A 16,248-nucleotide genomic window follows, 5' to 3' on the forward strand; every position below is an offset into this window, starting at 1 on the left:
GGGATGCAAAAAATGATGAGGCGACCGGTAGACCGGTCGCCTGGGGTTCAGGCTGTGAACGACTGGCTGAGTTGCACCAGTTGCTCGAGCTTGGCGCGGGCGGCGCCGCTGTCGATCATTTCACGCGCCTTGGCAATGCCGGCGGCCAGCGTGTCGGTGACGTTGGCGGTATAGATGGCGGCACCGGCGTTGAGCAGCACGATGTCTCGGGCCGGGCCGGATTGGCCGGCGAGCACCGCCAGCAGGATGTTTTTGGACGCCTCAGCCGATTCGGCGCGCAGTTGGTTGAGCTCGCACAGCTCCAGGCCGAAATCGCGCGGGTCGAGCCGGTATTCGCTGATTTCGCCATCCTTCAGTTCCGCCACCATGCTGGGGCCAGACAGGGTGAGTTCGTCCAGCCCGTCGCAGCCGTGCACGATCATGACGTGGCGGCTGCCGAGCTGTTTCAGCACGCGCGCCTGAATGCCGACCAGGTCGGGGTGGAATACACCCATCAGCTGGTTGTCGGCACCGGCCGGATTGGTCAGCGGACCGAGGATGTTGAAGATGGTGCGCACCCCCAGCTCCTTGCGCACCGGCGCCACGTATTTCATCGCGCTGTGGTGGTTGGGGGCGAACATAAAGCCGACGCCGATCTCGTCGATGCAACGGCCGACCTGCTCGGCGGAGAGCGCCAGGTTCACGCCCAGCGCTTCCAGCACGTCGGCACTGCCGGAGCTCGACGACACCGAGCGCCCACCGTGCTTGGCCACGCGCGCGCCGGCGGCGGCGGCGACGAAAGCCGACGTGGTGGAGATGTTGAAGGTGTGCGATTTGTCGCCGCCGGTGCCGCAGGTGTCGACCAGGTGCTCGCGCTGGGTGACCGGGACGTGGGTGGCGAATTCGCGCATCACGGTGGCGGCGGCGGCGATTTCCAGCACGCTTTCCACCTTGACGCGCAGGCCGACCAGAATGGCCGCCAGCTGCGCCGGCGACACTTCGCCGCGCATGATCTGGCGCATCAGATCGAGCATCTCGTCATAGAACAGTTCGTTGCCGTCGATCAGACGGTTCAGCGCGGCCTGCGGCGTAATCATCACGCAAACTCCTTGAGGAAGTTATCGAGCATCTGGTGGCCATGCTGGGTTAGGATCGATTCCGGGTGGAACTGCACGCCCTCGATCGGCAGTGTCTTGTGGCGTACGCCCATGATCTCGCCATCGTCGGTCCAGGCCGTGATCTCCAGGCACTCCGGCAGGGTTTCGCGCTCGATCACCAGCGAGTGGTAGCGGGTGCAGGTGACCGGGTTGGGCAAGCCACGGAACATGCCGATATCGTGATGCGAAACCGGCGACACCTTGCCATGCATCAACTGCTTGGCGTGAATGATCTTGCCGCCGAAGGCCTGGCCGATGCTCTGGTGCCCCAAGCAGACGCCGAGAATCGGCAGCTTGCCGGCAAAATGCTTGATGGCGGGAACCGAGATGCCGGCTTCGTTCGGCGTGCATGGGCCCGGGGAAACCACGAGATACTTGGGTGCCAGGGCTTCGATCTGCTCGAGCGTGATTTCGTCGTTGCGAAACACCTGTACGTCCTGTTTCAGCTCACCAAAGTACTGCACCAGGTTGTAGGTGAAGCTGTCATAGTTGTCGATCATCAATAACATTATTGGTCTCAAAGCCTTATTCTACGCGGCTTCAAGTGCCGCAAACATCAAATCTTATCCGGTATTTTATCCTGTTCCGCAGCGGATAAGGCCGGGATGCTGCGGAACAGCACACAGGATAACATGCCGAATATCATGATGGCTGCTTTAGCCTGTTGGCTATCCACTCATCGACTATGTTCTCCGCCCAGCGCGACGCCGCGCCAATTTTGATGGGGGGAGGGAACTCGTTTTTGTCGATCATCAAGTAGATTTTTGTCTTCTTCAGGCCGAGTTTGCTCTCGACTTCCTTCAGTGTCAGCAGTTGCATTTATCTCTCCTTGTCAGGTTAGGGTCTAACCCCATTCATTCACTTGATGTACACCCGGCCTCCGCCGGCCCCGTGGTAGTACTTCCCCCCGCGCTTGCCAGTGAAAACCTCCCTGCCATCCGGCGTGGTGCCAGAACCAACCAGATCGGCGCGTTGCTGGCTGATGGTGTTACCGGCCGCGATCAGCACCGCTTGGGCCTGGTCGCTGGGCATGGCGGGGACGGTATTGACGGCGTAGCGCTCGCCGTACTCTGCCGGGCCGAGTCGGTGTTGAGTGACAAGGTCGCTGGCGAAGGCGGCGGAGCTGGCAGCCGCCAGCAAAAGGGCGGGGATAGTGGTCTTCATGAAGTGCTCCTTATTGATCAATCCGCAGTGTGAAAGCCATCGCAAACTCGCCGGCACTGGCCGGCGGCAGGATCGATGACACTCGGCGCATGCCGAGGTGGGCGATCTGGTGGCCGGTCGCCTCGATCGCTCGCCCGATAACATCCCAATCGCCGGACGCGATGATCTCCAGATATCCACCGTGGCGGTCGGTGTGGGCCGTGGCGCGGATGCCGGGCAGGGCGCGCAGGGCTGCGGTCAGGCTCTCGAGCCGGGCGTAGTCCTCACGACGCTGGTCGATGGCGTCCAGCGTGGCCTTGGTGTCGCTGATGACGCGGCGGATAAGGGTGATGTAGAGGCTCATGCCCCGTCCCCCCTTGTTTGACGCTGCTCTTCAGCACGGTAGCGGGCGGCGCGGTTCCAGTTGCGCCGCCGCTGTGCGAGCCGGGCCAAGTAAAGGTGGCGGAGTCTCACGCGGCCTCCCGCATCTCTTCCAGCACATGCTCGCGCTGCAGTTGGGCGAGCTTGATGCCTTCGACGTGGATCAGGCGGACCAGCTCCAGGATGGGCTGCGGGGTGCGGCGGCCAGATTCGTAGCGGCTACCGGCTGATTGCGTGATGCTAACAGCGCCCCAGAAGTCGGCCTGGTTGAGTCCCATGGAACGGCGCAGGGCACGCATGTCGCCGGCGACGAACAACGTGCGGCGGTGTTGGTGTTGATCGGACATATTTCACCTCACAGGTTGATTAGGCCGTGGCGCTGAACCCATTCGGCCAGGGAAGCGGCTGCGATCAGCAGCAAGAGCCCGGCCCCGCCAATGAGCAAGGCGCGGAGCATGATCTCGGACAGGATGGCGAGGGCGGTTTTCATGCGGCCTCCCGCTGTTCTTTCGCCTTCGTTACGCTACATAAGTCGAAGCGCACGGCTCGGTTGTCGGCGTAGACATAGGCAACCGCATGACGGCGTAGCGGATAGGAGGGGTGGCGCTGCTCGTCGGTGTGGGTTTCGATGCGAGCGGATAGAGCGGTGGTAGCCATCGCCTCCATGAGCAATGTCTCCAGTACGCTCTCACCCAGATCGCGCTGGGTGTCGATGTGGACATTCAGCATGACGTTCTTCGCCTCGCCATAGGCATCCACCTTCACCTTGCCGCCGGTCTTGTCGACGAGGTGCTGCGCGACTGTCAGCACGTCAGCGTTCAGCAGGCCCAGGGCGGCGACGAGCTGTTGATTGAGCTGATTGAACAGCTCTCCGAATAGGGGCTTCTTCATCTGCGATCCTTTCACGTTGACTCCGCACCAAGAACAACGCCCTCAAGCGAGGGCGTCGGGTTTTGGGTGAGGGCGAGTTATTCGCTCAGTGCGAGGCTCAGCTCCTGCTCCGCCACCCAATTGGTCTGGATTTCTCCAGTGGTTGTCTTGTACTCGATCTCTATTTGATGGCTGCCGCTGCGGTTTTTGTGCAGGCCAACGACGCGCGCGCGGGTGCTGGTCGGCTCGTGGATGACGTTCTGGTTGATATCGAAAGTGAACATAAGCGCTCCTGTGAAGTTGTTGGTTGGCGGTGAGACATGTCACCCGCCAGCCGCCTCGCCGCAAGGCGAAGGGGCTGGAAGGTAGCGGGTCATGGAAGGCAGGCGTTGAGCACGCCAGCCAGGATCAAGGTCAGCGACACGATCACGGCGGGGTGCCGCCAGCCGGGCTGGCGGTCGGTTTTCCAGTCCTGCGGGCTATAGCAGGTGAGGCGACCGAGTCGATAGGTTTTCATCGGGGTGCTCCTGAATCAGCGGTTTGGCGTAGTCGGCCAGGCGCTCGGCCATGCGTTGCATGAGCTTCTGCGCCTGGTATTCGGCGTCGGCCGGGACGTCGGTGACGATGTGGAAGGTCTTGACCGTGCCGCGCCCCAGTGGCGCGTAGGAGACCTTGAGGGTTGTGAGGGTCATGAGGTTTTCTCCTGGGGCGTATTAACAAGTGCCGTGCTGCAGCGGCCTCGGTGTCGAAGCCGCTGCGAGATGACTTCAGGATCACAAAGATAAGTTCACCAGCGCCGCATGCTTTCCCAGCAACGGCACATAGAGCGGGGCGCGGACGACGCACGCGTTTCAGCCTCTATTAACTGGTGCCCCGCATCCCGGAAGTCCTCGCGGTCATCTGCTGAACCGGCCCTTGCTGTTCATGCTGCGCTCCGCTCTTCACGTCCGCTGACACTTTCCGGGTCGGTGTGGGGTTTTATTAGTTGGCTTATATTAAGCATGATGAATTTATTAAGTCAAACGAATAAAGCATGCTTAATTTGTGAGACGTTGTTTTTATACCACTGGAGTGAGATGGGCAGGACGGTGGCATGGGTGCTAAGATGGCTACGTCTTTGTCATTAATCAGCTCATACGCTATGAAAATCAGATCTGTCGCCCCTTTGCTGGCCCTTGTTCTGCTGGCGGCTTGCTCTAACCCGCACAATGTCGCGCTGCCCTCTGACCTGTCCCAATGGGAGGTCGCGCTGAAAGATGTGCGCGAGAAGCTTCCTGAAGAGGAGAAGCAGCTCCTCATTGCCTATGCCATGCGTACAAAAATGGGGGAGGTATTTGGTGGTGCCGGGATACCAGCCGGGATGACCGTGGGGAAAGCCATTGAGGAGCAGCGGAAGTGGCAAGAGGCGCGTCAGGCGGAGGAGGCTCGCCAGGCTGAAGTAAGGAAAAGGGCTGAGATGGCCAAGCAGGAGCTGCTCAAGCAATTTTCTGAGGTGATGACAGTGGCATTATTGGATAAGCAGATGTCCAAGCAAGATGAGTACAGAGATGTCATTGAGATGCGAGTGGACTTCCTCAATAGGGGAAAAAAGGGCATTAAAGGCATCAAGGGCCGGGCAGTGATCAATGACATGTTTGACGACAAGATCATCAATATCGGATTGAATATTGAGGATCCCATTGCAGCCGGGGAGACTTATCACTGGGTGGGGTCGATGGATTACAACAAGTTCATGGATGAGCATCGCAAGTTTGCAAACACTGATCTGGCCGCAATCAAGTTCAGGTATGAGCCCGAAGTGATTCTTTTTGAAGATGGTACCCGCCTTGACGCACCGCAGTAATGACATGACTGGGTCGTGGACGGGGCTTAGCGTCATGCGGATCGCGGCGGTTTTGCTTGTGGTTTGGTTGGCTGGCTGCAGCAGGTCGGATGTCCCGTACTCAGCCGGACAGACTTGCCGGGCTGTGGTGTCGACTAGCCTCGGTAGGGATGTGTCCATCATCAAGGTCGATCAAGAGGACGATCAGATCGCGGACGTATCCTACGTGAGGGATGACGGCACGGTTTGGCGTTACCGATGCCATGTCGAATGGCCGGATGTGAAAATGGCCTGGTGGAAAGAGGATGGCACTCTAGGTCGGTGGCAGGATACGCCTGACGACAGCCGGATCACCGTCGATTGGGGGCCGGATGGGGTACGGGTGAAGGAAGTGTTCTCCGATGGTTCTACCAACGATAAGTTGGTCAGAGTAGAAAGACAGACAGGGAAGTAAACAATTAGGCGGTAAAAAGGGGTTGAGTATGGCTTCATTGCAGAAGTGGGCAATAGGCGGTGTAGTTGCCGTAGCGGCGGGGTGGTTTTTCTATTCGCCGTATCACGTTTTAAGCAAGCTGGAGAAGGCTGGCAAAGCAGGTGACGCCGAGTACATCAACGCTCACGTGGAGTACCCGAGCGTGCGGTCCAGTCTGAAGGAGTCGTTCAACCGTGTCATGTTCAAGGGTGTGACCGAGAGCCAGCAGCAGAACGGGTTTGCATTGGCTGGAATGGCATTTGCTTCAATGATCGCGGACAAGATGGTCGATGCATTGGTAACGCCAGAAGGCGTTATGGCCATGCTGAAAGGTCGGGTGCCGGGAGACGGCGCGAAGAAGGAGCCGGAGTCGGCTGGAGCGGGCGGCGGCCAGGCGGAAGTTGAGCAGCTAAAGCCCCAAATGGGCTATGACAGCCTGAATGTGTTCAAGGTGAAGGTCGAGAACGACAAGTCTCGCGTGTTGGTGACGCTGGCGCGTGATGGGGTTTTTGATTGGAAGCTGACTCGCGTCGACATGGAGCCACGGTAGGCTTGCTGTTGGTGGGGTGAGTTTAGGTGGCATGCCGGTTGTCTCGGCTGAAGGTTGGATCTAGTGCAAGAATGGTCAGAAGATGCGCAAGCAGAGTAAAAAATTAAGAAGATACTGGCCGATACTTTCGTGTAACCGGCACAAAAAACGCTTGCTCGAGCAGTCGAACAGGCGGCGCCGCAAACGGGAGAAAGATCCGGCGGGGTCGACGTTTCAAATCATTCAGGCACCCCAGGTCTTTAGCATCACTGAGACTGAGCATCGGGTCGAAGTGGCGCAATTCCTTGTTCGGCTGAGGCGTCGTGCCCTTGTCGATCGCAAGCCTCTGCGAGTCGATTTCCGCCATACTAAAAAGATGATCGCTTGCGGTACCTTGTTGTTTCTTGCCGAGCTGGATCGCATCTGTCGGGCAACGAAGGGCGCTGTAGAGGTACGGTGCATCCTCCCGAAGGACAAGATCGTCGCCCAGGTACTGCAGCAAGTCGGCATCTTGAAGCTGTTTGGCCGACGCCGTCGGTTGGATGAGTCGGGGTTTGACAAGAGTGTTAAGCATTGGCAATTCGCTACGGGGTCTTGCGCTGACGCGACAGAGTTTGACTCTGTCCTGGGGGATTTTGAGGGGAAGATTACGACCCAGTTGTCACGCTCCATCTACAAGGGAGTGACCGAAGCGATGACAAATTCAGCGCACCATGCCTACGAAGACTCTAGGAATGATGGTACGGGCATCGTGGATGAGAAGCGGTGGTGGATGTTTTCGCAGGAGATGGATGGGGAACTGTATGTCGTATTCTGCGATCTGGGTATTGGTATCCCTAGGTCCCTGTCGCGAGACGTTAACGTGTCAGCAGGATGGAGGCCGGCCCTAGCGGCGTTCATGGACCGCTTCAAGGCTCACCAGCGCCAGCCGACGCTGATCAAGGCGGCTATTGAAATTGGACGCACTCGGACAAATAAACCTAACAGAGGGCTTGGTTTGCCGCAGATCGTTGAGACGGTAGACAAGTCCGGCAAAGGGCGGGTCATCATTCACAGCAATGCTGGAGCCTATTTCCGCAGCCCGGGCGGAAAGGCCAATGAAATCTTGATACAATACAATCAGTCAATAATGGGGACGTTGATCCAGTGGTCCGTCCCGATCGAGACGAGTGATGGAAGTCATGGAGAAAAAAGTGAACATTAGCATCGCACGAGATTTCTCTCGCGTTCCCGCGGGCAGGTACCTCACTGATGGGCCGTATTCCGGTGAGCGCTTTCGTGACGAACAACTCATCCCGGCCCTGGGAAGTGCAGAGATGGTCGAAATTGACTTGGACGGTGCTCGTGGATACGGTTCTTCTTTTCTAGAAGAGGCCTTTGGTGGTTTGTTGAGGAAGACTAGGCTGTCTTTCGCCACGGTGAAGCCAAGGCTGCACTTCATTTCGGAAGAAGATCCAACGTTGATCGATGAAATCATGGAATACATGGAAGATGAGGCCAAGCGTTCGAAATGACAGACGCCTCCTGCTCAGTCTCCTGGATGGAGTGGTTTAAGACGCTGGCCCCCCTCGGAAGTTGGGGGCTAGTTGTTTTGGGTTGGATGATAGTCAGGGGTGACAACAACAGGCGAGAGCGCCGAAAGGAATTAAGAGTCATTGTTGATTCAGTGATCGAGCATCTTGATGCCCTCGAGCAAAAAACGCATGACTATTTCACTTCTGAGCCATCCACGGCCACGGACCGTGTAGCGCAGGAGATTAAGTCACTACTCAAGGTGATCGCTTGTGACCTGAGCTCTCTCAAGACCGAAGAGCCTTTGCTTGATTGTAATCTTCAGATCATACGTCTCCGACGGAGGATAACGTCGGGCGAATTTGACTCTGCGAGCCGAGTAGCAAGGACAAGCAATGATCCGTTTTTTGCCGAGGTGGCCGGGGATGTGATCGCCACTCAGGATCATTTAAAGACAAAATTCCTGCAGGTGAAGCGTTAGCCTGTAACCCGCTTCGGCGGGTTTTTTGTTGCCCCTGCGTAGTGCGTGAATTTACGGATTTAACATTTCTTAACAAAATGGGATGATGTTAGGCCATGAAAGCACAACACACTCCCCCTGCCACACCGGCCGCTCTGGCCCGTCTACTGTTTTCTGCCTTGTCTAGCCGCCGCCGTGCTCGTCCTGCTCGGCGTGGGTGCGGGATGGGGCGGGTGATTCCTCGTTCTGCCTAGTGATCACGGGCGCCGCTGCGGCGTCTTTTTTTTTACCGACCAGCAAGGCCGGCCCGTTGGCCCATAGCATGGCCAGGATCTCGGCGGGGGTGTCGCCGCGCACCGGGCTGATCGGGTCATAGTCGAGGTTGGGCGGTGGGGTGGTGTCGCCGTGCTCCAAACGGGAGGCGGCAGCATCGAGCATGGTGCTCAGGTTGACCAGGGCGGCGTGGCCGTAGAGCTGGCCGACAGCGGCAGCCTGGTCGTCGTCGATGAGTTGGCGATAAACCTCGCCATAGGCCGTAAACGCGACCCCGACACATAATCGCTCGCCCCGGGCCCGGTGGGGGCGCCAGTAGATGAACCAGCCCTGCCCATCGATGCGTGGTTGGCGGTCGGTTTCCGGCGTTAACAGCTTGGCCAGCTTGGCGGCGACTTTGTGCGGGTGTTTCATTCAGATTCAGCCCGTCATGAGGTGTGCTCGGTGCGCTGACTCAAGAAGGCCAGTCCGGCCTTGCGCTCTTTGGGTTCTAGCAGCAAACCCCACCAGTACTCCAATGTCTCGTGCACCTGTTCCAGTGTGGCGCCGTGGTGCTCGGCAGCGCGATGTACGCTGGCCACCTGCTCGATACACGGCAGGCCATGCCAGGCAATGTGTAGCAACTTGTTGTGCAGCCAGGCATTCGATAGTGCCTTCAGTGTCCTCGGCTCCATCGCTCGCCACCAAGGATGTCTGCATGGTCGACGATGGTGAACTGGTCGAGATCCACGGCAATGATGTTACCGGCATTGGCATCGGTGTGATGTAACCATTCGTGCACGGCGATCGCATCGGGCAGCCTGGGCCAGCAGGCTAGCCGCTCAGCCCACATGCCGGCGTCCATCCGGTCTAGTGGCACACCCTCGATGCTTTCCGTCGCCCAGCAGGGCCACAGCTTGTCGGGGGCGCAGTTCCATTCCATGTCGAACAGGGGCTCCAGATCGCCTACGCGCATCAGGATGATCCATGCCCTGGGCGGAGTGTCGATGCCCCGGGCGCGACTGATCAGCCACCCTGCCGCTTCATTGGCCAAGCCCTTGCTGCCCCCAGGCCACGCCTTCAGGTATGCATTGCGGTGCCGTCCAGTTTCATCCTTCAGTGTGATTTCGTGGCAGTGGCTGGCAGTACCATCCACTGGTCTGAGCGGTGCACGGTAATGGCCGGGGCCCAGTAGGGTCAGGGTATGGGGAGTCAATCGGGCTTCTATGCGGCGGTGGTTATGCTTTGGAGTTCCTGCTTTTATCCAATTCAGCCTTTAGTTGACTGACGACACGGTGATGAGCGGGGTCATCGCTCTCCGTATCAAGTGATCGCGGTGCTCCCGCTGGAAGGCTGCGGAAAACCTGCTTAAACGATTTCAAGAGATCTTCCGGTAGGCTGCCGCGCAGATAGGCCTCACGCATGCTCGCTACAAGCTGATCGTATTCGGAGCTGGTGCGCTTGGCGAGATAGGGCTCCTGTGTATCTTGTTTGGTGTCAGTGGTCTTGCCTTGAGAGCCTCCAAACATCAACCAATCTGCTGTTACCCCAAGCGCCTTGGCTGCCCTCAGAAGATTCTCTCCGTCAATTCGTTTGGTGACACCGTTTGTCCATTGTGTGACAGCCGAAGGCTTCACGCCAACCTTATTGGCGAGGTCAATGGCTTGCAAGTTGGAGTCTCGCAAGGCCTTGGCGAGTCGTTCGTTCCACGTTTCCATGTTAGCAAGCTTAAACGATGCAAAATTCAATATGTTGAATCCTAAATTTAAGTGTGCTTAAATTGGCAAATGGACGATAAAGACATCATCGAAAATCTGGGTGGCGTAAAGCGGGTATCTACCGTTTGCGGCATTTCTCCTTCTGCTGTTTCTCAGTGGAAAGCGAGCAATTCCATCCCTCGAGGCTGGAAGATGTTCTTTTTGGCCGCGTTCCCGGCTGAATGTGGATTGCCTGCGGCACCTGATTTTCGATCTGGACTGACGATCACCCCGCCCACTCACGCCCCCACGACGTAAGTGGACTTTTGTTTGCCCGGCCGTCCTGTTTTCCCCCGAGTGGACGGTGTTTTGCAGGGGTTGCCGCCCCTGCGCTTTTTATTCTTCGTGCCCGGCTTTTGCTGGTCACGGTTTCACTGTAGCGATGGATGAGGTGCAAATCATGCGCGGCTTTTCGCAGAAAACCGTGATTGGTGTGGTGCGTGACCATGTCGATATCTGGCGCAAGCGTGCCGGGCTGTCGCTGCAGGCGGCGGCGATCGAGATCGTCGAGACCTACTACCGCCACGGTTACGACCGGGTGTGGCCGCTGGATTTTCATCGTGGGGCAGATGCGTACGCCTCGGCCAAGGCGAATAGCGAGCGGATCTGGCGCTGGATGGATGACCAGACCAAGGACAGTACGTTGTTGCCGGCCAACTTTTTCCAGGTGGTGCTGCTGACCTTGCCGATGGATTTGCGGCTGATGTGCCTTTCAGAGCTGGCCGCGCCCTTGGGGGTGGCGGTGAGCGTGTTGCAGGCGGAGGAGGTGCAGGCGGCGCATTCGTCGGTGATGGCGACCATGGCGAAGGAGTCGGGTGAGGGCATTGCCGCCTTCGCCTTGCTGGCGGAGCGGATGACGCTGGATCAGTTGCGCCGCACCGAGGCGGAGCTGGCCGAGGGGATCGCGGCGAATCAGCAGGCGCTGGAGTTTGTGCGCCGGCGCTTGAGTGGTGACGAGGTGGGTCATGTTGCCCGCGCCGGTTGATGCGGTCCGCACGTACCGCGATCCCACGTTCGATACGGTGGCGTGGCGGGAGGAGCAGGAGCGGCGGAGGGCGGCAAGGTTGGCCGAAGCGGCGCGAGTGCGTTCGCTGACGCCGGACACGGAGCGTCACATCAAGCGCCTTCGCATTCTGGAGGCGTTGAAAGGGGTGTTGCGATGAGTGACCGGGATTTCATCAAGCAGCGTGTGAAGGTGCTGGTTTATCGCCGTTGCAAGAGCCCGGCCCGCGAGAAGAAGCAGGCTCACCGGGTGCTGATCAACGGCTTGATGGCTTTGCTGGATGGCGTGGCGCGTGACCAGGCAGCCCATCAAAAGCCCGTGGACGGCGATGTTTGATGAGGCCTGGGTCAAGGTGAGCGGCGATCTGGAGGCAGACGCGCGCTATCTGGAGTCGTTGCGGGGTCTCCACGGCGGCGTTGGCATGCGTCAGCGTGAGCTGAAGCGTTTGGAACGGCTCTACGGCGAGGGGTATCGCGCCAATGTGGAGCGGGTGTTGAAAGAGGGCTGGGGGTCGCCGTTGTTGGCGTCGCCTTTGCCTGTGTCGGGTGGGAATGCCGGTGGCCGGGAGAAGGCGCTGGGGATGGTTGGGAAAAGGAGCAGGGATGAATTCAATAACGAAGCATGAAGCCAAACTGGCGCTTTTGCAGCGTGTGTCTGCTGGGGCTGATTTGATGGGGCTGGAGGAAGACGCCAAGCGCCTGATGAGGGCGCTGGACGTCGTTGAGGCCTGGCCGGAGGTTAGCACTCAAGGCCCTGGAGGTATTCCGTCATCTGGCGGTGAAACGCAATGAGGTTGATGGCGACGTTTTTCCCTGCCTCGCCGCTTGGATCTTGCATGAAGTGGATGTAATTGCCGTCCGCCTTTTGCATGAAATTCTGACTCTGGATGAGCAAGTTTGTCAGGCGTGATGCTTCAGCTATGGCGTCATGTGGATCGAGATATTTCGGCATGGTTTCTACTCCAGTTGGTTGCTAAGTGTTCTGGCTTGAGAACATTGACATGCTATCCGGTTGTCATGTCGGTTTGAAGGAGAGAGCCATGGGCCTGCGTGACTATGAGTCACCGATCTGGGCGATGGAGGGTTGGGGGCGTCGTGATGCCCCTGGGGAGGAGGGTGGGCAATGATGGTCTTTTTCTCTGATTCAGCGAGGTCTGCACTTGGGATCAAGACGCTGACGATGGTAGGGAGGGTGTCACGATGAGGTTGATGTTGTCGGACCTGGAGCAGGCGTTGCTGCGCGACGTGAGCTTTGAGGCGTTCAGGCTTTACGTGCAGTGCCTGAAGCCGTTGATGGATATCTGGACCGGGCTGGTTGGGCGTTATTCCGAGGTGAGCCGGGCTTATATAGCGATCGAGATGAAGTTTATCCCGGACCAAGGTAGCCGGCGCAAGCCGCTAGCTTTCACGCCCAAGCAGATCGATGCGCTGATTGATGAGCTGATCCGCAAGGAGCTGGTGGAGCGTGTTTCCACGGTGTCTGACCGCAAGAAACTGGTGCTCAGACTGCCTGCCGCACAGTTGGCCGCATCAGTGCGTCCGCAGGAGGAGGGGGACATGAGCCGACATGAAGAGGAGTGCAGGCCGCACACCCCTGAAACCCCCGCCAGTGTTGGGTTTGAGGGTCTTAAGAATGACGATGAGCGGGACAGTTTTTCAGGCCATGAGGCGGACATATCACGGAATCACAGAATCACAAAGACTAACCATGTAAGTGAGAGAGGGGGGAGTGCACCGCGCGCCAGTGCGCGAGGCTCTCTCCTCCCGCCCGGTTTCGCGCCTGATGCGAGCGGGGCAAAGATAGCCCGGTTGCGAGGGCTTGATCTGCAGTTGGAGTCTCTCAAGTTTGTGGCGTACTTCCAGGCGCTGGCCAAGCCGGTGTTGTGCCGTGACTGGCAGGCGAGATTCCGCAAGTGGCTGCTGGATGCCCGACCATACCCGGCTGACTTCGATAACCCGGCAGGGGCGCGGGGTATGGCGCCTGCGGCGCGGTCTGCAGGAAGGTCGAAACGCAAGCCCTGGTTTCTGACGTCCAGCGGGATCGAGGCGAAGGCGCGGGAGCTGGGCTACCGGCCGCCGACGGATGTGCCGTTGGGGGTGTGGAAGGAGGAGGTTTACCGCATGGCCGGCATCACGCAGGAGCTGTACCAGCGGGCGGCGGAGGATTTTTCCTGAGCGGTTTGGGTTGAACACAGACGATAAAGCTGGGCGTTGATCTGGCTAGGGCTTCTCCTCGGGGTGGGTTGGGGAGACGATGATGATGTTGAATGATTTTGCAGGTTTTCCGGTTCAGGACCGGTTCGTTTCGTTGGATGGGGCCCTGGAGAAGTGGGGTGGCTGGGCCCGAGGCCGCTGCGGTCCGCGGTACTACCAGTGCCGTGGGCTTGAAAGTCGCTACCGATCCGGTGATGCAAAGGCCGAGGCGGTTGCCGCCATCGGTGCCGGTGTCCCTGATTACGTGGGCCTTGAGATCGAGCGAGTTATTGCCACGCTCCCGGTTTGGCAGCGGGATTTGCTGGTCTTGCATTATGTGAAGCGGCTTAGGAAGGCTCAGATCACCAGGGCATTGGCCGTCCGCTTCAGTGATTTCGAGGGCCATCTCAAGCAGGCGGCTCATATGGCAGATAACAGATTGCTTAGAGCCGGTGTTGACATTGTTCTGAAGCTGGTCCTATAGTTCGACCAACAATTCGTTACCGCGAAAGCGTCGTAAAGGCCTTGGGGTTTCCCAAGGCCTTTTTGCGTTCATGGTTGGCGATTGCCCATCATCCCCCTGTGTTGTGTGTCGCGCCCCGGTTTCCCCGCCGGGGCGTTTGCTTTGTTGGCTTGGTCTCGCCTTCGCACGTTGATGACGATGGTATCGTGGGGTATGGTTTCTCCATGATTGTCATCCTGAGGATGGGCTGATGGGGGAGCTAATGGGGTTGGTCCAGGCGTTGCCTGAGACTTTTAAGTGGGTAAGCGGCATTCTTCTTGCGGTCGCAATTGTGGAACGGCTACATGGCCTTTACACAAAAACCACTTCCGAACGTAGGGCAAGGCGCAAAGAAGAACTTGCGATGCTGAGCGACCTTGTCGGTAGAAAAGGTGCACTTAAAGATTTTTGTGATGAAAACAAAAATCAGGAGGCGTTCAGCCGACTGACACGCCTGAACGTCAGTAAGGAAAGGCGTGATCAGTTGCTTGAGATTACTGCCATGGGGTTCATTCACGTCAAGCAGGTAAGAATGTTAGAGCCCTTTGTCCGTCGGGAAGACGATGGCAAATACAACGTTACCATTGGCCTGACCGAGTTAATCATGTCGCTATTTGGATTCGTTGGGATTGTCGTGGTCACCACCACTATGCTGGCCCTTATTTTTGCATCGGGTAAGCAAGAAAATTTGCTGGCAGCGTCAACCTTGCTTGGCGGGACGGTACTGATATTCGGCATCGTCTTTGTTTCCCGCGAATACGTTCAGACCTTAGCTTCTGTTTTCCTCACCTCAAGACGGCTGAACGAAAAAGGTTTGCTTGCTAATGAGTCTGGCTTCAAGGCGCTAGTGAAACAGGCATGGAAACAAGGATGGCCTGGCCTTGCTGTACTTGTTGCTACTGTGATCGTGATGCTGTCAGTTGGATGGCGCTGGGGCCAGAGCCTGAAGGGCTAAGGGTCCTTCCCGGAGGGGTGGGTGTTACGGGTGGGGATCCCCCGACGCCTCGCTAGTCTCTGGGTTTTTCTGCTTACTAAACTGTTTAGCCTGTTTAGTCGTTAACCTTCAATTTAGTGCTTACAAATGAGACATGAACGAGGAAATGCGAAAATCAGAGTTCGCCGACTTCCTCGGCGTGACTCGTGGGTACGTATCGCAGTTGGCCAAGGCCGATAGGTTGGTTCTATCGTCTGACGGGCAGCAGGTGCGGGTGAGGGAGTCGCTCGACAAGCTGGCGGCCACCGGCAACGTGGACAAGGTGGGCGTCTCTGCCCGGCACGCGCTGGAGCGGCTGGCGAAAGGGGGCTCCGGCGTCAACGTCCAGGCGGCTATCCAGTCGGCGGCGGGGCTCCCGCTACCTAACCCGGCGCCGGCCACCACCTGGCTGGTGCCGGCCGGCGCCTGGAGCTGGGACGGGCTCACCCCGATGGGTCGCATCACCCGGTTGGCCGAAGCGGCGGGCGGCATCGTGTTCGGCCAACCCGGCGAGCGTGTGCTGTCGGTGCTGCCGCGCACCCCGGTCATGCCCGAGGCCTGGGCGGATGCTACGCCCGACCTCATCCTGCCCGACGCCGTCATGGAAACGCTGGGCGAGGAGTGGGACGAAACGCCGGCCTACAACGCGGTCATCGTCACCGGCGAGCGCCAGGGCGTCACCGCGCGGGTCAAGCGTACCGGCACGGCGGGCGATGCTATCGCCCCCACCGTCGTTGATGCCCTCATCACCCATCCCGACCCGGCGCGCCACCGGGGCATGGACGTGCTGGCGCAAGGTGGCAGCGCCGCCCGCGTCAGCGTTAGCCTGCCCATGCTCGACGGCCTCGGCCTGGTGCTGCCCGGCACCTTCGTCAGCGTCACCGGGGCGGACCCGTTCCGCGCCATGTCGCGTGGCGTGCGCGTCTCGGCGGAATGGAAAGATGCCCTGGTGGTGCGCCAAACGCTCGATCTGGAAAGGAGAGACTGATGGAAACCAACCTGCTGGACCGGCTGTTCGACCTGCTGCCCGGCGACACCGTGCGCGTGGGCGACGTCACCGCCACCCATGCCGACGGCACCGTCACCGTGCAACTGCTCGAAGGTGGCACGCTGCGCGTCTCCGGCACCCACGCCAGCGGCAGCCGGGTATTCGTCCAGGGCGGCTGGGTGACTGGCGACGCGCCGGTGCTGGAATTTGTCGAAATCGAAGTGTGAAGGACCAAGGCCGGGCGCAGACCCGGCCC

31 protein-coding genes are annotated in these 16,248 nt (G+C 58.8%); 15 read left to right on the plus strand and 16 right to left on the minus strand.

Translation table 11 applies throughout. The features are described from left to right. Positions 1 to 47 precede the first annotated feature (47 nt). From trpD to NH8B_RS09390, 11 genes are all read right to left on the minus strand, one after another. Positions 48 to 1,076, minus strand: coding sequence for an anthranilate phosphoribosyltransferase (gene trpD, locus NH8B_RS09350; protein ID WP_014087082.1), 1,029 nt, complete (start codon positions 1,074 to 1,076; stop codon positions 48 to 50). Then, positions 1,076 to 1,645, minus strand: a complete 570-nt coding sequence (locus NH8B_RS09355; protein WP_041702903.1) for an aminodeoxychorismate/anthranilate synthase component II — start codon at positions 1,643 to 1,645, stop codon at positions 1,076 to 1,078. The genes trpD and NH8B_RS09355 overlap by 1 nt, the downstream gene beginning before the upstream one ends. Positions 1,646 to 1,778: 133 nt before the next feature. Further along, positions 1,779 to 1,955: a helix-turn-helix transcriptional regulator gene (locus NH8B_RS20255; protein WP_014087084.1), complete on the minus strand. Its 177-nt coding sequence runs from the start codon at positions 1,953 to 1,955 to the stop codon at positions 1,779 to 1,781. A gap of 39 nt (positions 1,956 to 1,994) precedes the next feature. After that, positions 1,995 to 2,300 (minus strand): hypothetical protein, encoded by a 306-nt coding sequence (locus NH8B_RS09365; RefSeq protein WP_014087085.1) that lies wholly within the window; start codon positions 2,298 to 2,300, stop codon positions 1,995 to 1,997. 10 nt (positions 2,301 to 2,310) lie between these two features. Further along, positions 2,311 to 2,643, minus strand: coding sequence for a hypothetical protein (locus NH8B_RS09370; protein ID WP_014087086.1), 333 nt, complete (start codon positions 2,641 to 2,643; stop codon positions 2,311 to 2,313). A gap of 106 nt (positions 2,644 to 2,749) precedes the next feature. After that, positions 2,750 to 3,007, minus strand: a complete 258-nt coding sequence (locus NH8B_RS09375) for a helix-turn-helix domain-containing protein (RefSeq protein WP_014087087.1) — start codon at positions 3,005 to 3,007, stop codon at positions 2,750 to 2,752. 8 nt (positions 3,008 to 3,015) lie between these two features. Continuing rightward, positions 3,016 to 3,150 carry a hypothetical protein gene (locus NH8B_RS21295; RefSeq protein WP_014087088.1) on the minus strand — a complete coding sequence of 45 codons (135 nt, stop codon included), beginning with the start codon at positions 3,148 to 3,150 and terminating at the stop codon, positions 3,016 to 3,018. Beyond that, positions 3,147 to 3,551: a hypothetical protein gene (locus tag NH8B_RS09380; RefSeq protein WP_014087089.1), complete on the minus strand. Its 405-nt coding sequence runs from the start codon at positions 3,549 to 3,551 to the stop codon at positions 3,147 to 3,149. The genes NH8B_RS21295 and NH8B_RS09380 overlap by 4 nt, the downstream gene beginning before the upstream one ends. A 77-nt stretch (positions 3,552 to 3,628) precedes the next feature. Next, entirely contained in the window at positions 3,629 to 3,814 is a 186-nt protein-coding gene (locus NH8B_RS09385; RefSeq protein ID WP_014087090.1) for a hypothetical protein, read from the minus strand. Positions 3,815 to 3,903: 89 nt separating this feature from the next. Then, entirely contained in the window at positions 3,904 to 4,047 is a 144-nt protein-coding gene (locus NH8B_RS21050; RefSeq protein ID WP_014087091.1) for a hypothetical protein, read from the minus strand. Then, positions 4,010 to 4,222 carry a hypothetical protein gene (locus tag NH8B_RS09390; protein WP_014087092.1) on the minus strand — a complete coding sequence of 71 codons (213 nt, stop codon included), beginning with the start codon at positions 4,220 to 4,222 and terminating at the stop codon, positions 4,010 to 4,012. The genes NH8B_RS21050 and NH8B_RS09390 overlap by 38 nt, the downstream gene beginning before the upstream one ends. Positions 4,223 to 4,623: 401 nt before the next feature. On the opposite strand from NH8B_RS09390, the gene NH8B_RS09395 reads away from it, so the two are divergent. From NH8B_RS09395 to NH8B_RS09420, 6 genes are all read left to right on the plus strand, one after another. Further along, entirely contained in the window at positions 4,624 to 5,373 is a 750-nt protein-coding gene (locus NH8B_RS09395) for a hypothetical protein (RefSeq protein WP_014087093.1), read from the plus strand. Positions 5,374 to 5,524: 151 nt separating this feature from the next. After that, a complete protein-coding gene (locus NH8B_RS09400; protein ID WP_148282962.1) occupies positions 5,525 to 5,806 on the plus strand; it encodes a hypothetical protein in 282 nt (93 codons plus the stop codon). A 28-nt stretch (positions 5,807 to 5,834) separates the two neighbouring features. After that, positions 5,835 to 6,374, plus strand: a complete 540-nt coding sequence (locus NH8B_RS09405) for a DUF2939 domain-containing protein (RefSeq protein ID WP_014087095.1) — start codon at positions 5,835 to 5,837, stop codon at positions 6,372 to 6,374. A gap of 82 nt (positions 6,375 to 6,456) precedes the next feature. Beyond that, positions 6,457 to 7,557, plus strand: coding sequence for a hypothetical protein (locus NH8B_RS09410; protein WP_148282963.1), 1,101 nt, complete (start codon positions 6,457 to 6,459; stop codon positions 7,555 to 7,557). Continuing rightward, a complete protein-coding gene (locus NH8B_RS09415; protein ID WP_014087098.1) occupies positions 7,526 to 7,867 on the plus strand; it encodes an STAS-like domain-containing protein in 342 nt (113 codons plus the stop codon). The genes NH8B_RS09410 and NH8B_RS09415 overlap by 32 nt, the downstream gene beginning before the upstream one ends. Then, complete coding sequence (locus tag NH8B_RS09420; protein WP_014087099.1) at positions 7,864 to 8,346, plus strand: hypothetical protein; 483 nt, start codon at positions 7,864 to 7,866, stop codon at positions 8,344 to 8,346. Before NH8B_RS09415 ends, NH8B_RS09420 begins: the two co-directional genes overlap by 4 nt. A 162-nt stretch (positions 8,347 to 8,508) precedes the next feature. On the opposite strand, the gene NH8B_RS09425 is transcribed toward NH8B_RS09420, so the two are convergent. From NH8B_RS09425 to NH8B_RS09440, 4 genes are read right to left on the minus strand one after another with little or no spacing between them, the layout of a single operon-like run. After that, entirely contained in the window at positions 8,509 to 9,012 is a 504-nt protein-coding gene (locus NH8B_RS09425) for a hypothetical protein (protein ID WP_014087100.1), read from the minus strand. A 14-nt stretch (positions 9,013 to 9,026) separates the two neighbouring features. Next, on the minus strand, positions 9,027 to 9,272 hold the full coding sequence (locus NH8B_RS09430; RefSeq protein WP_014087101.1) for a hypothetical protein: 246 nt from the start codon (positions 9,270 to 9,272) through the stop codon (positions 9,027 to 9,029). Then, a complete protein-coding gene (locus NH8B_RS20880; RefSeq protein WP_014087102.1) occupies positions 9,254 to 9,793 on the minus strand; it encodes a hypothetical protein in 540 nt (179 codons plus the stop codon). Before NH8B_RS20880 ends, NH8B_RS09430 begins: the two co-directional genes overlap by 19 nt. Positions 9,794 to 9,815: 22 nt before the next feature. Continuing rightward, on the minus strand, positions 9,816 to 10,325 hold the full coding sequence (locus NH8B_RS09440; RefSeq protein WP_014087103.1) for a helix-turn-helix domain-containing protein: 510 nt from the start codon (positions 10,323 to 10,325) through the stop codon (positions 9,816 to 9,818). 39 nt (positions 10,326 to 10,364) lie between these two features. On the opposite strand from NH8B_RS09440, the gene NH8B_RS20885 reads away from it, so the two are divergent. The 4 genes from NH8B_RS20885 (at position 10,365) to NH8B_RS09460 (ending at position 11,962) form a co-directional block, all read left to right on the plus strand. Next, the gene (locus tag NH8B_RS20885) at positions 10,365 to 10,592 is read left to right on the plus strand and encodes a Cro/CI family transcriptional regulator (protein WP_148282965.1); all 228 of its coding nucleotides are present in this window, start codon (positions 10,365 to 10,367) and stop codon (positions 10,590 to 10,592) included. A 142-nt stretch (positions 10,593 to 10,734) separates the two neighbouring features. After that, positions 10,735 to 11,319 (plus strand): hypothetical protein, encoded by a 585-nt coding sequence (locus NH8B_RS20180; RefSeq protein ID WP_014087104.1) that lies wholly within the window; start codon positions 10,735 to 10,737, stop codon positions 11,317 to 11,319. 174 nt (positions 11,320 to 11,493) lie between these two features. Next, entirely contained in the window at positions 11,494 to 11,673 is a 180-nt protein-coding gene (locus NH8B_RS09455; RefSeq protein ID WP_014087106.1) for a hypothetical protein, read from the plus strand. Then, on the plus strand, positions 11,666 to 11,962 hold the full coding sequence (locus NH8B_RS09460) for a hypothetical protein (protein ID WP_014087107.1): 297 nt from the start codon (positions 11,666 to 11,668) through the stop codon (positions 11,960 to 11,962). Before NH8B_RS09455 ends, NH8B_RS09460 begins: the two co-directional genes overlap by 8 nt. Before the next feature lie 113 nt (positions 11,963 to 12,075). On the opposite strand, the gene NH8B_RS09465 is transcribed toward NH8B_RS09460, so the two are convergent. After that, a complete protein-coding gene (locus NH8B_RS09465) occupies positions 12,076 to 12,288 on the minus strand; it encodes a hypothetical protein (protein ID WP_014087109.1) in 213 nt (70 codons plus the stop codon). Positions 12,289 to 12,545: 257 nt separating this feature from the next. Here NH8B_RS09465 and NH8B_RS09470 point away from each other — a divergent pair, with 257 nt between their 5' ends. The 5 genes from NH8B_RS09470 to NH8B_RS09490 all read left to right on the plus strand — a co-directional run bounded on the left by NH8B_RS09470 (position 12,546) and on the right by NH8B_RS09490 (position 16,219). Next, a complete protein-coding gene (locus tag NH8B_RS09470) occupies positions 12,546 to 13,511 on the plus strand; it encodes a hypothetical protein (protein WP_014087110.1) in 966 nt (321 codons plus the stop codon). An 82-nt stretch (positions 13,512 to 13,593) separates the two neighbouring features. After that, complete coding sequence (locus tag NH8B_RS09475; RefSeq protein ID WP_041702907.1) at positions 13,594 to 14,013, plus strand: hypothetical protein; 420 nt, start codon at positions 13,594 to 13,596, stop codon at positions 14,011 to 14,013. A gap of 229 nt (positions 14,014 to 14,242) precedes the next feature. Beyond that, a complete protein-coding gene (locus tag NH8B_RS09480; protein WP_014087112.1) occupies positions 14,243 to 14,986 on the plus strand; it encodes a hypothetical protein in 744 nt (247 codons plus the stop codon). Positions 14,987 to 15,131: 145 nt separating this feature from the next. Then, positions 15,132 to 15,992: a hypothetical protein gene (locus NH8B_RS20450; RefSeq protein ID WP_148282966.1), complete on the plus strand. Its 861-nt coding sequence runs from the start codon at positions 15,132 to 15,134 to the stop codon at positions 15,990 to 15,992. Beyond that, entirely contained in the window at positions 15,992 to 16,219 is a 228-nt protein-coding gene (locus NH8B_RS09490; RefSeq protein WP_014087114.1) for a hypothetical protein, read from the plus strand. The genes NH8B_RS20450 and NH8B_RS09490 overlap by 1 nt, the downstream gene beginning before the upstream one ends. The last annotated feature ends 29 nt before the right edge of the window (positions 16,220 to 16,248 follow it).

Origin of the sequence: Pseudogulbenkiania sp. NH8B (assembly GCF_000283535.1) — a bacterium.
Classification (GTDB): domain Bacteria; phylum Pseudomonadota; class Gammaproteobacteria; order Burkholderiales; family Chromobacteriaceae; genus Pseudogulbenkiania; species Pseudogulbenkiania ferrooxidans.

Excerpts from the sequence above, each read along its gene's own strand:
- NH8B_RS20180 (WP_014087104.1), top strand. The coding sequence starts at position 10,735 with ATGCGCGGCTTTTCGCAGAAAACCGTGATTGGTGTGGTGCGTGACCAT.
- NH8B_RS09460 (WP_014087107.1), top strand. The coding sequence starts at position 11,666 with ATGTTTGATGAGGCCTGGGTCAAGGTGAGCGGCGATCTGGAGGCAGAC.
- NH8B_RS09365 (WP_014087085.1), bottom strand. The coding sequence starts at position 2,300 with ATGAAGACCACTATCCCCGCCCTTTTGCTGGCGGCTGCCAGCTCCGCC.
- NH8B_RS21050 (WP_014087091.1), bottom strand. The coding sequence starts at position 4,047 with ATGAAAACCTATCGACTCGGTCGCCTCACCTGCTATAGCCCGCAGGAC.
- trpD (WP_014087082.1), bottom strand. The coding sequence starts at position 1,076 with ATGATTACGCCGCAGGCCGCGCTGAACCGTCTGATCGACGGCAACGAA.
- NH8B_RS20450 (WP_148282966.1), top strand. The coding sequence starts at position 15,132 with ATGCGAAAATCAGAGTTCGCCGACTTCCTCGGCGTGACTCGTGGGTAC.
- NH8B_RS09420 (WP_014087099.1), top strand. The coding sequence starts at position 7,864 with ATGACAGACGCCTCCTGCTCAGTCTCCTGGATGGAGTGGTTTAAGACG.
- NH8B_RS09380 (WP_014087089.1), bottom strand. The coding sequence starts at position 3,551 with ATGAAGAAGCCCCTATTCGGAGAGCTGTTCAATCAGCTCAATCAACAG.
- NH8B_RS09355 (WP_041702903.1), bottom strand. The coding sequence starts at position 1,645 with ATGTTATTGATGATCGACAACTATGACAGCTTCACCTACAACCTGGTG.
- NH8B_RS09430 (WP_014087101.1), bottom strand. The coding sequence starts at position 9,272 with ATGGAGCCGAGGACACTGAAGGCACTATCGAATGCCTGGCTGCACAAC.
- NH8B_RS20885 (WP_148282965.1), top strand. The coding sequence starts at position 10,365 with ATGGACGATAAAGACATCATCGAAAATCTGGGTGGCGTAAAGCGGGTA.
- NH8B_RS09490 (WP_014087114.1), top strand. The coding sequence starts at position 15,992 with ATGGAAACCAACCTGCTGGACCGGCTGTTCGACCTGCTGCCCGGCGAC.
- NH8B_RS09425 (WP_014087100.1), bottom strand. The coding sequence starts at position 9,012 with ATGAAACACCCGCACAAAGTCGCCGCCAAGCTGGCCAAGCTGTTAACG.
- NH8B_RS09410 (WP_148282963.1), top strand. The coding sequence starts at position 6,457 with ATGCGCAAGCAGAGTAAAAAATTAAGAAGATACTGGCCGATACTTTCG.
- NH8B_RS09375 (WP_014087087.1), bottom strand. The coding sequence starts at position 3,007 with ATGTCCGATCAACACCAACACCGCCGCACGTTGTTCGTCGCCGGCGAC.
- NH8B_RS09465 (WP_014087109.1), bottom strand. The coding sequence starts at position 12,288 with ATGCCGAAATATCTCGATCCACATGACGCCATAGCTGAAGCATCACGC.
- NH8B_RS09395 (WP_014087093.1), top strand. The coding sequence starts at position 4,624 with ATGGGTGCTAAGATGGCTACGTCTTTGTCATTAATCAGCTCATACGCT.
- NH8B_RS21295 (WP_014087088.1), bottom strand. The coding sequence starts at position 3,150 with ATGAAAACCGCCCTCGCCATCCTGTCCGAGATCATGCTCCGCGCCTTG.
- NH8B_RS09415 (WP_014087098.1), top strand. The coding sequence starts at position 7,526 with ATGGAAGTCATGGAGAAAAAAGTGAACATTAGCATCGCACGAGATTTC.
- NH8B_RS09370 (WP_014087086.1), bottom strand. The coding sequence starts at position 2,643 with ATGAGCCTCTACATCACCCTTATCCGCCGCGTCATCAGCGACACCAAG.
- NH8B_RS09455 (WP_014087106.1), top strand. The coding sequence starts at position 11,494 with ATGAGTGACCGGGATTTCATCAAGCAGCGTGTGAAGGTGCTGGTTTAT.
- NH8B_RS09390 (WP_014087092.1), bottom strand. The coding sequence starts at position 4,222 with ATGACCCTCACAACCCTCAAGGTCTCCTACGCGCCACTGGGGCGCGGC.
- NH8B_RS09480 (WP_014087112.1), top strand. The coding sequence starts at position 14,243 with ATGGGGGAGCTAATGGGGTTGGTCCAGGCGTTGCCTGAGACTTTTAAG.
- NH8B_RS20255 (WP_014087084.1), bottom strand. The coding sequence starts at position 1,955 with ATGCAACTGCTGACACTGAAGGAAGTCGAGAGCAAACTCGGCCTGAAG.
- NH8B_RS09475 (WP_041702907.1), top strand. The coding sequence starts at position 13,594 with ATGATGTTGAATGATTTTGCAGGTTTTCCGGTTCAGGACCGGTTCGTT.
- NH8B_RS09385 (WP_014087090.1), bottom strand. The coding sequence starts at position 3,814 with ATGTTCACTTTCGATATCAACCAGAACGTCATCCACGAGCCGACCAGC.
- NH8B_RS09470 (WP_014087110.1), top strand. The coding sequence starts at position 12,546 with ATGTTGTCGGACCTGGAGCAGGCGTTGCTGCGCGACGTGAGCTTTGAG.
- NH8B_RS09405 (WP_014087095.1), top strand. The coding sequence starts at position 5,835 with ATGGCTTCATTGCAGAAGTGGGCAATAGGCGGTGTAGTTGCCGTAGCG.